The organism is Leclercia sp. 1548, assembly GCF_050435045.1.
Lineage (GTDB): Bacteria > Pseudomonadota > Gammaproteobacteria > Enterobacterales > Enterobacteriaceae > Enterobacter > Enterobacter adecarboxylatus.
Window position 1 is genome coordinate 326,395 of sequence record NZ_JBNDJP010000001.1, and the last position, 13,046, is coordinate 339,440.

Genomic DNA, 13,046 nt, shown 5'->3' on the forward strand with positions numbered 1-13,046 from the left:
TCAGTAAGTTCTCAGCAATACCTTTCTCTTCCTTATAAACGTCCCTGTTAATCGATTTTTTATGCTTCCCGCATACCGTACTTATGCCGCTGACATACCGCACACTGTTCCGTTTCCGGGGTAAAGGTATAAAATTCACGCTGACAGCAACGGCAGGATTTTTCTATCCATTCAAAGCGTAACACCCTGTTTTCACTCAACTGCCGGGCGATACGAATAGCGTCCACAGGGCATACCACGGCGCAGCTGTTACAGCCGGTGCAGGATGAAGATGAAAACGTCAGCGCCCCTTCGTTCAGGCTCAGCGCGTTCTCCCCACAGATCCTGGCGCAGGCACCGCAGGCCGTACACAAGGCCCTGTCCAGTGCCAGGTGATACTCGCTAAGTGTGGAAAAAGCCTGACGACGTGCCCGTCGCCCGGTACGCGCAGTGGCAGACTCTACGTCCACCTCATTGGCTTTGATAAAGTGTCGGCGCGCCGCGTTGATCGCTTTTTGCTGCGGGGGGAGGATTTGCCAGACGGGGGCATTTAACTCCCGGAGTTGGATATTCAATGCCGCAACGGCACGCACCCAGCCGGGAAACTTATCCATCTCCATTTCCACCGCCCGGATCCCGTGCTGCTGATGCCACATCAGTAACTCATCAACAGACGGCTCCAGCGTGGAAAATGGCGCCACCAGGGTTGTTCCGGTAAAGCGGCGGGTTTCAGGGCGAATGTTTTGCAGCGCATCCGTCGGACAGACGAACAGGCAGCGGCCACATTGCAGGCACTCCCCCTCGTCAATGGACGGCGTGCTGGCCGTTGCAGTAATGGCTTGCACCGGACATGCCGCCACGCATGCCTGGCAGTCGTGGCGAGGAAGCAAGTTGCGTAAACAGGGTTCCCCCACGCCAGGCGGCGCGGGGGGGTGTGACAGGCGAAATAGCGCCATCAGTTAATGCTGAAGAAGATAAAGCGGAACAACACTTCAGACAGCACCAGCAGCAGACTGCCAAAGACCATCCCGGACTTGCCCTGACGCCATGCGCCAACGGCAAACAGCAGCGCGCCGAGTACGGATAAGGTCCAGCTAAACAGCCGCAGACCGCTTAACTGGGTGAAGCTCTCCAACGGCTGATGCGGTAAGGTGACAATGCCGCTCAGGCTGGCGCTCGCCAGATAAGCCATATAGTCCGGCTGCGCCAGTAGACGGATCGCCACAATCGACACCACCACTACCGCGGCGAAGCGCATCACGGCCTGTCGATCCCGGGCCATGGAGCGTGCTTTCAGTATCGGCAGCCATGCCACCGCCACCGCGCCCAGCACACCAACGGCACCGTAAAACATCAGCCAGGTATTGAAATGGCTCCAGGTAATAACCGACGTATGGGCATAGATTGCACTCATGCACCAGACATCAATCAGTCCCAGCACGGCGGCCAGGGGGAGCAACAGCGGAATTAGCTGTTTTTTGACCATCATAACCAACGTACATAGCCCCAATGCCGCCAGATAGACGCTGGCAAAGACAATTTCACGGCTCAGCCAGGAGCTGGCGACGTGGCGCAGGGCATTGAACGCATTCAGCGGATAGCCAAGGTGCAGGGTGGAGACCATCAGCCCCAGCCCCCCGACCACGCAGGCTAGCAACATGCCAGGCAACAGCTGGTGTTTAACCTCCGGTATGCGCGACGCCGCGCGGGCGGATAAGGTCAGAAAGACGGCCATGCCAACCGAGCCTTGCACCAGCAGGGTAAAGATCAGGAGCGGTAACTCATGCATGCGGGTTTTCCTCTTTTTCTGCGCCCTGATGCGGCTTAATCACCAGGTTAGGCTGCGTAATGGATGACGCCGGCAGGCCCTGCACGTCGCAGAGATTGCCGTACTTCGCGCGCAGCTCCTCAATTGGCCCGAACTTAATCGCCCCCAGTGGACAGGTAGCGACGCAGATGGGCTGCTCGCCTTTGGCCTGCAAATCCACGCAGAAATCGCATTTTGACATCTGCCCGGTCTCTTCATTCATCTGCGGCGCACCGTAAGGGCAGGACCAGGCGCAGTACCCGCAGCCAACGCATTTGTTGGTATCAACGCGGACAATGCCATCGCCCGGGCGCTTATGCATCGCCGTGGTCGGGCAGTTTTTGGTGCAAATCGGATCGGCGCAGTGGTTGCAGGAGATCGACAGAGTGTAGGCGTACACGTTATTGGCAAATCCGCCCTGCCCGGTCGGGATAAAGCCCCCGCCTTTCACCTCATAGACGCGGCGAAAACGGCGTCCTGGCTCAAGGTTATGTTTATCTTTGCAGGCCACCTGGCAGGCTTTACACCCGGAGCAGCGTGACGAGTCAATGAAAAAGCCAAGCTGCTTATCACTGACCGGTGGGTATTCCTTATACTGCTGACTCATACTTTGCGACCTCCACAAGCATGGTTTGATGAGAATTGCCTTTCGCAAGCGGAGTAATACGTGCAGAGCTCAGCACGTTGGCACATCCGCCGTGGTCGACGCCTTCGGCATCCGGTTGCCACCAGGCGCCGGCCTGCATGGCGACCACCCCAGGCATGATGCGCATGGTGACTTCCGCCGGGACCTGGCAGACGCCGCGCTGGTTGTGAATACGCACGGTATCGCCCTGACGGATCCCCCGCTGTTGGGCATCCGCCGGGTTGATCCACAGCTTCTGGATCTGCACTTCCTGCAGCCAGGGGTTGGCATACTGCGTGGAGTTGGCGCGGTTTTTCCCTTTCCAGGTGATCAGCTGGAGCGGGAACTGCTTCGCCAGCCTATCCTCCGGGCCTTCATGGGCCGGAACATAATGCGACAGCGCCGGTATTTCCGGGTTATTCATGTCGTACAGACGCTTCGAGAAGATCTCAATTTTCCCGGATGGCGTCGGGAAGGGATGATTCTGCGGATCGCGGATGTTGTCTTCAAAGGCCACATGCGGCTTGCTCTTAAAGAGATGCTGGCGTTTTTCCCGCAGCTCAGCGAACGTCGGCAGATGCTCATCTGGCATGGAGAGGCGGGTCTGCTCCCAGATATGTTCAATCCACTGCTGCTCGGTACGGCCTTCGCTGAACTGCGGCTCCATTCCCAGTTTAGCGGCAACTTCACGCTGCCAGTCATAGTCAGAGCGGCGTTCAAACTCTGGCTCAATCAGTTTTTCTGACAGGATCAGGTAGCTTGCCGTCCCCCAGGTTTCCCCGATGTTCCAGCGTTCCATAAAGCTGGTTTCCGGCAATAACAGATCCGCATAGCGGGCGCTTGGCGTCATATAGAGATCGCTAACGACGATAAACTCGATTTTCGACTCGTCCTCCAGCACCTTCACCGCCTGATGCAGATCCGGGTTCTGGTTCGCCAGGTAGTTGCCTGCCAGCGAGAAGAGGATGCGGATATTGCTTTTGAGCTTATCTGCCCCTTTCAGCCCCGCCTCTGGCGTCACTTTGTTGGCATCGTCGGCGGCCTGCACCCAGTTCATGATCGAGATGCTCTCTTTGACCGGGTTATCTGGCATCTCCGGGCCTGCCGCGAACTTACGGTTGCCGCAGCCGCCGTAGCCTGCCGCCCAGCCGCCTTTGATCCCGACATTACCGGTGAGGGTTGCCAGCAGCGTCGAGCCACGGGCGGTACGTTCACCACAGTTATGTCGCTGCGGCCCCCAGCCCTGAATTAACGCTGCCGGTTTGGTGTTGGCATAATCGCGCGCCAGCTGGCGAATGGTTTGTGCCGGGACACGGGTAATCTTTTCAGCCCATTCAGGGGTTTTAACCTGACCGTCTTTTTTGCCCATCAGATAGGCCACCAGCGACTCGTTGGCAGGCACGCCTTCCGGCATAGACGTCTCGTCAAAGCCCAGGGTATAGCGATCGATAAAGGCTTTATCATGCAGATTTTCGCTGACGATGACGTACATCATCGCGTCCATCAGCGCGTTATCGGTGGCGGGCAGCAGCGGGATCCACTCATCGGCGAGCGATGCCACGGTATCGGAGTAGCGCGGATCGACGACGATAAAGCGCGTGCCGTTCTGCTTCATCTGCTGAAAATAGTGATTGGTATGCCCGAAAATGGTTTCCGTCGGGTTGTGCCCCCACAGGATCACCAGCTTCGTGTCCGCCAGGGTATCCAGCGAGTTACCGCTGGCGACCGTGCCATAGGTATAAGGCGTGGCGGCGGCCGTGTTGCCCATACTCACCGAGTGGTAATACTCCAGATAACCGCCGGTGAGATTGAGCAGACGACGCATCATTTTATCGCCAGAGAAGGTGCCCCCGCTGGTCGCGGTATTGTTGTGCACAAAGCGGCTCTCTGGGCCATATTTGGCGGTAATGCGTTGCAGATTGTTGGCGATAAGCGTAGTGGCTTCGTCCCAGGAGATGCGCTCAAATTTCCCCTCTCCCCGCTTGCCCACGCGCTTCATCGGATATTTCAGCCGATCCGGGTGATAGACAAATTTACGGTAACTGCGGCCGCGCACGCAGGCGCGCATGACGGGCATCTCGGGATCGAGCGCGCTATCCGGGCGCGTCGTAATTTGCGTGACCACACCGTCAGCGACGTGGGCGCGAATATCGCATTTACCGCCGCAGTCAAAGGTGCTGCAGGTCTGGACAACACGCTCAGTGGAGCCAGCGGCCTCTGCCGTCGTAGCGGCTTCGGATTTGGCGGCAAAAGACTTGCCGGACATCACAAAGGGCAGCGTCACCAGGGCGGAACTGGCCTTCAGCAGTCCTCGGCGCGTGATTTCGGGAAAAAGCGCGTCCCTTTTTTCTTTGCGTTCTGACATGTTGTTCCCTCTCAAAAAAAGAGGTGCATTCTTCCCTATAACCCCAATTTGGTAATTGATATGAATCAATAGAGAAAAAGTGCTGCTCGCCAGATGCGTTATTTTTACTTTATTCAACTAAAACAATCGAGTACATGAATACCACCTTAGATACACATTCATAAAACTAATGATTTAGAGGTATCCCTGTGCTGCCGGTTTGCTCATTTTGCGTTTTCATCCACACTTATTTTTCATGGATTAATAATATGTGTGCCTGAGGCAACGCTGCAGGCAGGCAAAAAAGGGTAAGCACTGATGAAAAGGATCGCAATTATCGGCGCAGGGCCGACCGGCATTTATACGTTTTTCTCGCTACTGAACCAACGGACGCCGCTTTGCATCACCGTTTATGAGCAGACTGAAAAAGCGGGCGTCGGCATGCCCTACAGCGACGAAGACAATTCAAGACTGATGCTGGCCAATATTGCCAGCATTGAAATCCCGCCTATTTTTTCCACTTACATTGACTGGCTGCGCAGCCAGGACGATGCGCATCTGGCGCGCTACGGCGTGGAGAAATCGACCCTGCACGTGCGCCAGTTCCTGCCGCGCATTCTGCTGGGGGAGTATTTTCGCGATCAGTTTTTGCTTCTTGTGGAGCAGGCGAAAAAAGCGGGTTTCGACGTCGAGGTGCGCGAGTCCTGTCAGGTTACCGACGTGGAAGCCACCCCTGACGGGGTCAATATTTTGACTGACGATGACGCCGCACCGAAGCTGTTCGATCTGGCCGTTATCGCCACCGGGCACGTCTGGCCTGATGAGGACACCACGTCGCGTTCCTACTTCCCCAGCCCCTGGTCCGGGCTGATGGAGGCCGACATTCGCGCCTGCAACGTGGGGATTATGGGCACCTCGCTGAGTGGCCTGGACGCGGCAATGGCTGTCGCCGTCCAGCATGGCAAATTCATTGAGACCGATAATGAACAGATCCATTACCAGCTGGATGAAGGCAGCGAGGCGTTGAAGATCGTGCTGATGTCCCGTTCGGGTATCCTGCCTGAAGCCGACTTTTACTGCCCAATCCCTTACGAGCCATTAACCATCGCCACGGAAACGGCGATAGACGCTGCTATCGCACAGGGTTCGGAGGGTCTGCTCGACCGCATCTTTGATCTTATCGTGGCCGAATTGCAGAACGCTGACCCGCAGTGGAGCGAGGCGGTGGCATTGCACTCCCTCACGGCCGATAGTATTCGTGAGGCCTGGTTTGCCGACAGAGAAAAACACGGCCCGTTCCGCTGGGCGGTCTCAAATCTTGATGAAGTGGAACGCAACAAGCGCGACAAACGCACGGTGCCGTGGCGCTATACGATCCTGCGGTTGCACGAGGCCGTTGAGAAAATTGTGCCCCACCTGACTGAACAGGACAGAGAGCGCTTTAAGTCGGGTCTGGCGCGTATTTTCATCGACAACTATGCGGCAATCCCGTCCCAGTCGATCCGCAGACTGCTGGCCCTGCGCGAAGCCGGCATTATCAGCATTCTTACCCTGGGTCCCGATTATGAACTGGCCTTAAAAGAGGACCGGACGGTGATCCATGCCCAGGGTAAAGCCTGGTACTTCGATGTGTTTATTGATGCGCGCGGGCAGCAACCGCTCAAAACGAAAGACCTGCCGTTCCCGGTCCTGCGCCACCAGCTGGAGTCTGCCGGAGAAGATATCCCCGAGGTGGGCGACGATTACACCCTGCTCGCCCCTGACTACCTGCGCGGAAAAATTGCCTTCGGCGCTCTGCCGTACCTGATGCACGATCGCCCCTTTGTGCAGGGACTGGTGGTGTGCGCCGAAATCGGTGAGGCAATGGCTAAAGCCGCGGTGCAACCCGCCTCGCGCGTGCGCAGACGGCTGCCCTTTACGGCAGAGTAAACGCGGTTTCGCAGGCGGCTGCCAGCGCCAGCAGCGCTGATTCCTCCCCGGCGGGGGAGAGAATTTCCAGTCCCACGGGAAAGCCGGTTCGTGTTGTGCCGCAGGGAAGCGTGATAGCGGCGGATCCGCTGATGGCCGCCAGCTCAGGCGCGCAGCCGGGCGGCATTTTCTCAAGGCTTACCGGAACCCGGCCGACCGTCGGATAGAGAAAACCGTCGAGCCGCCCCTGCTCCGCCAGCAGGCCCAGGGTATGGCGCAGCCGACGCCGCAGCTGCCGTCCGGCCAGCCACTGGGGCGTTTTTAACCTTTCGCTGGCGATCATCTGCGTCAGAAGCGGCATGAATTCCGGCAAAAACTGCCCCGAGGCGATAATCGCGTTCAGATCCGCGGGTGCGCCCGGATGCTGCTGTAACCAGGCGTCAAACGCCACGCGAAACTCATACAGGCTCAGGCATGTGGCTCGGGCCACTTCAGGCAGGATTGGCAGGGCAACGTTGACGACGGTGGCGCCGTGCCGTCTCAGGGTTGCGATGGCGTCATACCAGACGGCCAGTTGTTCAGGGTCCTCTCCCTCCAGAGCACGGATCACTCCCAAGCGCACGCCTTTCAGCGACAACGGTGTAACGGCCCCCGACGTCTGACCATGGATGATCGCATGCAGCAGGGCCGCGTCCTGCACGTTGTGCACCATCGGCCCCACCGTATCTTTACTCAGGGAGAGGGGGGCAATGCCCTGCATCTGCGCCCTGCGCACCCGCGGCCTTAACCCCACCAGCCCGGTATAGCTACAGGGAATACGGATCGATCCGCCCGTATCGGTGCCCAGCGCCCCTTCCGCCATCCCGGCCGCCACCGCCGCAGCGCTGCCTCCGCTGGAGCCGCCTGCGGTAATGGCCGGAAACCGCGGGTGGCGCACGTCGCCCCCCAGCGAGCTGCGGGAGCGGACGTCAAAGGCAAACTCAGACATATTCGCCCGGGCCAGAATAATCGCCCCGGCTTCGCGCAGGCGACGGACCACCAGGGCATCGGTGGTCGCCCGCAGCTGAGCCAGCGAGGCGCAACCCAGCGTCAGGGGCAGCCCGGCGCAGGCAATGTTATCTTTCACGATCACCGGCACGCCGTGCAGAGGCCCGGTAAGCTGGCCGCGACGCCGCAGTTTCTGGCTCGCCGCCGCCTCAGCCAGGGCCGCCGGGTTCACCCCGAGAATGGCATTCAGCTGCGGGTGCGCGTCAATAATGGCCAGCCGCCGGGTTCACCCCGAGAATGGCATTCAGCTGCGGGTGCGCGTCAATAATGGCCAGCCGCCGGGTTATCTCCGCAACGCAGTCCTCAGGTGGTATCAGCCGCATTTTTTGCATAGGGTTCTCTTCCTGTTCAACGCCGCCATGCCGGAGGCCAGGCCCGCGCCCGACCTCCCGTTGCATTTAGTCCCGCAGCCCGGAGGTGATGGCATCAAGATCGTGCGGGCGCAGACGGATCTCTGCGGCACGACGGTGCCCCTGCATCCCCTCGGTACGGCTCTGGCGAATCGCCGGTTCCGCAATCGCGGCAATACCCTGCTCGTCGATCCACTGGTGGGTACAGATTTTAACGTAAGCCCCCACCCACAACCCACCGGTATAACGCGCCGCCGCCATGGTCGGCAGGGTATGGTTGGTGCCGCAGCATTTGTCTGAGAACACCACGCTCGCATTCTGCCCGATAAACAGCGATCCGTAGTTGCGGATTTTCGATGCCGTGCCGTGTGGATCCCGGGTATGCACCTGCAGATGCTCGGTCGCCATATAATCGGCAAAAGCAATCAGCTGCTCTTCGCTGTCGCAGACCACAATTTCGCCCTGGCGACGCCAGGCTTCGCTCGCGGTGACGGCGGTAGGCAGTGATGTCAGCTGGCGTTCGATTTCCGCAAGCACGCCCTCGGCAATCGACTGGCTGGTGGTCGCCAGCCCCACGCGGGTATGGACATCATGCTCGGCCTGAGCCAGCAGATCGGCGGCGATAATGCGCGCATCGGCGCTGTCGTCGGCGATGGTAAAGATCTCGCTCGGCCCGGCCAGGGCATCAATCCCCACTTTGCCGAAGACCTGGCGCTTGGCCTCGTTGACAAAGGCGTTACCCGGCCCGACGATTTTATCCACCGCCGGCACGCTCTCGGTTCCCCAGGCCATAGCGGCGATTGCCTGCGCGCCGCCAATTTTAAAGATCCGGTGTGCGCCTGCGAGATGGCAGACCGCAATCATCGCCGGGTGCGCCCCGGGCGGCAAACAGGCGATAATCTGTTCACAACCGGCGACCGTGGCAGGCACAATCGACATTACCGGCGCGGAGAGGATCGGGTAGCGGCCCCCTGGCACATAACATCCCACCGTCTGGACGGGAATAATGCGGTGCCCGAGATGGACGCCTGGCAGGGTTTCAACCTCCAGCGGCTGCATGGTGGCGAGCTGGGCCTCGGCAAAGCGGCGCACCTGCTGGATAGCAAATTCGCTGTCCCGGCGGGTCTGGGGATCCAACTCGCTGAGCGCCGTTTCGATCTCGTGGGCGGTGACTTCAAACTGCGCCGGAACCACCTTATCAAACTGTTGTGAGAAGGCTTTCAGCGCCTCGTCGCCCTCAGCCTTAACACGTTCAATAATGGCGCTTACCGTGTCGGTTAACGACCGGTCGGCCTGGGCATCCTGCCCCTGAGGACGTTTGATCCAGCTCACCTGGTCAACAATTGACTGTACAGACATTACGCTTCCTCCATTTGACCCAGTTTGATTTGCGCCAGCAGCGCCAGGTGATCGTAAATTACCCACTCATCGACGATTTTGCCGTTGATAATGTGGTAGTGAGACATGCCCATCACGAACAGGCGTTCGCCGGTCGGTTTACCCAGCTCGCCATAGCCCAGATGATGGCCCTCAATGATCCAGCGAACCGCCACTTTGGTGCCGCCCTCATCGCACGGGTTGGAGCAGATATGCTGCGGCAGCCAGGCGCCGTCGGGGATCATGCCGATCAGCGCCAGCGTCTGGTGCGTCACGGAAGCCGTGCCGTAAAGCTCTTTCATCAGCGGGCCGTGCCACTGGACGTTCGGCGCATAGACCTCTTTGATTTTGCCCAGCATCCGGCGGTTGTAGATTTCGTGCAGCCAGCGCAGGCACTGCTCTTCGGTATCGGTATGGGCAATGGAGACATCACAGACCATTTCCGGGGGATACTGCCCCAGCATGCGGCCATTTTCGCCGATGTCGGTGACGCGAAAGCCCTTATCGAACTGCTCCTTCGCCATGTTGAAGGCAATCTCGTCAGTGTTCAGCCCCAACTGCTTCATCAGCGACATGTTGTCGCTCACCACCCACTCCCGGTAGATTTTGTTTTCGTGGATCATGCAGTCGGCCACGGTGCGGGTAACGAAGGTGCGGTTGGTCGGTTTACCTAAATGGCTGAACTGGGTATGGCGGCCGCTGCCGGTCACGAGGTGCGAGGTATAGAAGCCATCGACGTCGTTGCCGTTCCAGATAACCTGCGTCGCCATGCCGCGGCGTTCCGGGAACGCCACCAGGCGCTGAAGCGTATCCTGCACCACCTGCTCGCGGGTATAGAGCGTGCCCAGCGCGTTATATAAGACGCAGTTGTGCGTATAATGGGTATAAATTAATCCCACGTCGCGTTCATCCCATATTTTATGGGTGCAACGCACGATGTAATCGACAATATCGGTATAACAATCATCGAACCCCCGTAATGATTGTACGCGCTGGCGTTTCTCCGGCACTAAATCGATAAAGTCCCGGCGCTCAACCTGTAATACGGGTTCTTCGCGGATAAGTTTATTATTTTTCTCAGGTACGGCTGGAGCTTTATTTGTTGCTTCGGTTGAAGACATGCGATCTCCTGCTTCTGTTTTCAGACAATACGATCCCGCACCCGAAATGGATGGAGAAGTGAGCCGCAATAAATATTGCGGCGGATTTAACACACGTTCAGATAAGAAAGAGTGCGGAGACTTACCTCCGCTTAATTAACGATTTGTGACCAGATAGCTAATTCATCAATACCCAGATATTCGCGAATAATTAAACCATCACGTAATTCAAGCTGGCTGATACCGGTAATGGAGACCGGTTTACGGGTTGGCACGCCAAATTTACCGTAGCCGTCGTGCCAGGTCAGGAGCGACCAGCGCAGCGAAATGCGCACCGGCTCGTTGGGATCCCGGCGCACGATCAGGTGGTGCAGCTGCACTTCGCTGTCCGCAAAGGATGCCCGGTAGCCTGACAGCAGCGCGGCGATCTCCTGCTCTCCGGTGCCGATGCTGTGCCCCGGCGCATACAGCGTGGCGGCAGGATGGTACAGGCCCGGCACAGTACCACTGTTGCCTCCCGCCCACATGGTCAGATAACGTTCCACCACGCCGGCGACAGGCCCCTCAACATCATCACCTTCCGGCCCACCCGCCCAGCGGGCGTCGAGCGTTTCGGCACTTTCGCGGGCAATCCCCAGTTGATTCTGCATAACCCCCAGGTTGCGGGCAAACTCCTGCACGTTAAGCCCCAGCTGCGCCACTATTGCTGCCCGGTCCTGCAGCAGCCACTCCTGGCGCACCGCCCCCTCGGCGCAAATACGATCTGCCCAGGTGCGCACCCAGACGGTTTTCCCGGTCGGCGGGCCAAAGAAGCCCTCTCCCTGATGGCGAATACAGGCGATGGTTCGCTGGGCGGCGTAATGCTCATCGCCTGGGTTTTGCGTCGCCAGGATGTCTTCCGTTAGCACGGTGCGCTGGGGGAAGCTGTGCATCGCCTCCAGCGTCAGGCGCATAAATTGCGGCAGATCGGTGAGCTGTTTCTCCGGGGTGATAAAGACCACCGGCGTGGCGTAAAAGTCAGCCAGTTGACCAATGTCCTTCTGCTCCCAGACCACGTGCGTCAGGGTGCGAATAAACTGTTGAATGGAGTCGAACTGGGGGCTGAATCCTGGCAATCTGCTCATTTGTCCTCCTGGGTCTGGAACACGTAATTACCCTCTGCGTCGATAGTGCCCCTATGCGGGCGGCGCGCAGAGTGGCGAACCACCAGCCGGCCCGGGACGATAACCTGTTCGGGTTCAATAGTGCCGCTGTCGATCTGCTTCAGCAAGAGATCCACCGTGGCGGCAACCATCGCCTCTACCGGCTGCGAGGCCGACGTTAAGGCATATGAGGCCCAGCCGGACGGGCCGATATCGTCATAGCCAATGATGGAGACATCCTCCGGGATGCGCAGGCCAAACTCGTAACGCGCCACGTCCATCACGATGACGGCCATATGATCGTTGGCGACAAAGATCGCATCCGGTGCGGGCGAGGCAGAAAAGAGCGCGTATGCCGCGCGGGCGGTCTGCTGCGCATCGTAGTTACCATTAACCACCCGGACGTCCTCCACCCCCTGCTCCTGCAGAGCGGCCAGATACCCCCGCTGACGGGCCAGGTTGACGGACGAATCCGCCACGCCGCCCACGTAAGCAAACCGCTGATGACCTGCCGCCAGTAAAAATTCGGCAATCTGCCGGGCGGCCGCCTCGTTGTTGCTGTTAACGCTCGAGGCCATGCCGCTCTCTTCGCTGCGGTTAAACAGTACCACCGGGATGCCCGCAGCCAGACACTCCTCCGACAGATCCAGCGACAGCGTCACCGAGGCCAGCACAATCCCGTCCACTCGGTACTGCATGATCTGGTCGAAAATGCGGTCAACGTTTCCTTCCCGATCGCCGACAAACAGCAGCAGGTGATAATTCAGCGTGTCCAGCTTTTGCGCCAGCGCCTCCAGCACCTGCGGGTAAAACTGGTTATCAAAGTAGGAGATCACTACGCCGATGATCCGCGAGCGGGCGGTGTTGAGCGAACGCGCTATGGCGTTTGGCCGGTAACCCAGCTCCCGCGCCGCCTTCAGCACTTTCTCACGGGTGGCCGGTGAAATGCTCGCCCCGGGCGTGAAGGTGCGGGAGACTGCCGACTGTGATACGCCCGCCAGTTGCGCCACCTGTTGTGAGGTCACCGCTGTAAAAGTCTTACGTTTCATTACTCTGTGTTCCTTATCCCTTTCGCTTCCCCATTCTGGCACAGATTCAAGACGTTAAACCGAACTGCCGCCCTGTTCCCCGCAAAACGGTGCCTCAGGAAGCGGGTATTTTTTATACTTACACCATCTTTGCATGCGTATGCAACAGACAGAATTATTTTTTTCACAATGGTGACAAACAGCCTTTACAAAATTGAAACCTTTTCGTAACTTCAATTTTTGAATACGTATGCAGCGCAGTTTTCACACCGTCATGGTACCGGGCAGATTGGGCAGTATCCAAAAGGAGTGAGCCGGTAAAGGTTGTACTTGGCTGGT

At 58.5% G+C, this 13,046-nt stretch carries 11 protein-coding genes; 1 reads left to right on the plus strand and 10 read right to left on the minus strand.

Going from position 1 to position 13,046, the window contains the following annotated elements; translation table 11 throughout:
• Positions 1-59 precede the first annotated feature (59 nt).
• The 4 genes from ABIE02_RS01635 to ABIE02_RS01650 are packed head-to-tail and all read right to left on the minus strand — an operon-like array spanning position 60 to position 4,776.
• Positions 60-935, minus strand: coding sequence for a 4Fe-4S binding protein (locus tag ABIE02_RS01635; RefSeq protein WP_336994703.1), 876 nt, complete (start codon positions 933-935; stop codon positions 60-62).
• Positions 935-1,768, minus strand: coding sequence for a dimethyl sulfoxide reductase anchor subunit family protein (locus ABIE02_RS01640; RefSeq protein ID WP_150870646.1), 834 nt, complete (start codon positions 1,766-1,768; stop codon positions 935-937). The genes ABIE02_RS01635 and ABIE02_RS01640 overlap by 1 nt, the downstream gene beginning before the upstream one ends.
• A complete protein-coding gene (locus tag ABIE02_RS01645; RefSeq protein ID WP_059308121.1) occupies positions 1,761-2,393 on the minus strand; it encodes a DMSO/selenate family reductase complex B subunit in 633 nt (210 codons plus the stop codon). Before ABIE02_RS01645 ends, ABIE02_RS01640 begins: the two co-directional genes overlap by 8 nt.
• Positions 2,377-4,776 (minus strand): DMSO/selenate family reductase complex A subunit, encoded by a 2,400-nt coding sequence (locus ABIE02_RS01650; RefSeq protein ID WP_336994704.1) that lies wholly within the window; start codon positions 4,774-4,776, stop codon positions 2,377-2,379. The genes ABIE02_RS01645 and ABIE02_RS01650 overlap by 17 nt, the downstream gene beginning before the upstream one ends.
• A 297-nt stretch (positions 4,777-5,073) precedes the next feature.
• Between ABIE02_RS01650 and ABIE02_RS01655 the strand changes: the two genes are divergently transcribed.
• Entirely contained in the window at positions 5,074-6,684 is a 1,611-nt protein-coding gene (locus tag ABIE02_RS01655) for an FAD-NAD(P)-binding protein (protein ID WP_032617794.1), read from the plus strand.
• On the opposite strand, the gene ABIE02_RS01660 is transcribed toward ABIE02_RS01655, so the two are convergent.
• From ABIE02_RS01660 to ABIE02_RS01685, 6 genes are all read right to left on the minus strand, one after another.
• Complete coding sequence (locus tag ABIE02_RS01660) at positions 6,671-7,882, minus strand: amidase (RefSeq protein WP_429211201.1); 1,212 nt, start codon at positions 7,880-7,882, stop codon at positions 6,671-6,673. The two genes, ABIE02_RS01655 and ABIE02_RS01660, sit on opposite strands and share 14 nt — an antisense overlap.
• A 31-nt stretch (positions 7,883-7,913) precedes the next feature.
• Positions 7,914-8,042 carry a hypothetical protein gene (locus tag ABIE02_RS01665; RefSeq protein WP_429211202.1) on the minus strand — a complete coding sequence of 43 codons (129 nt, stop codon included), beginning with the start codon at positions 8,040-8,042 and terminating at the stop codon, positions 7,914-7,916.
• A gap of 66 nt (positions 8,043-8,108) precedes the next feature.
• On the minus strand, positions 8,109-9,419 hold the full coding sequence (hisD, locus tag ABIE02_RS01670) for a histidinol dehydrogenase (RefSeq protein ID WP_336994705.1): 1,311 nt from the start codon (positions 9,417-9,419) through the stop codon (positions 8,109-8,111).
• The gene (locus ABIE02_RS01675) at positions 9,419-10,558 is read right to left on the minus strand and encodes an ester cyclase (RefSeq protein WP_032617790.1); all 1,140 of its coding nucleotides are present in this window, start codon (positions 10,556-10,558) and stop codon (positions 9,419-9,421) included. Before ABIE02_RS01675 ends, hisD begins: the two co-directional genes overlap by 1 nt.
• A gap of 131 nt (positions 10,559-10,689) precedes the next feature.
• Positions 10,690-11,661 (minus strand): nuclear transport factor 2 family protein, encoded by a 972-nt coding sequence (locus ABIE02_RS01680; protein WP_059308126.1) that lies wholly within the window; start codon positions 11,659-11,661, stop codon positions 10,690-10,692.
• Complete coding sequence (locus ABIE02_RS01685) at positions 11,658-12,728, minus strand: LacI family DNA-binding transcriptional regulator (RefSeq protein ID WP_059308127.1); 1,071 nt, start codon at positions 12,726-12,728, stop codon at positions 11,658-11,660. The genes ABIE02_RS01680 and ABIE02_RS01685 overlap by 4 nt, the downstream gene beginning before the upstream one ends.
• Positions 12,729-13,046 lie beyond the last annotated feature (318 nt).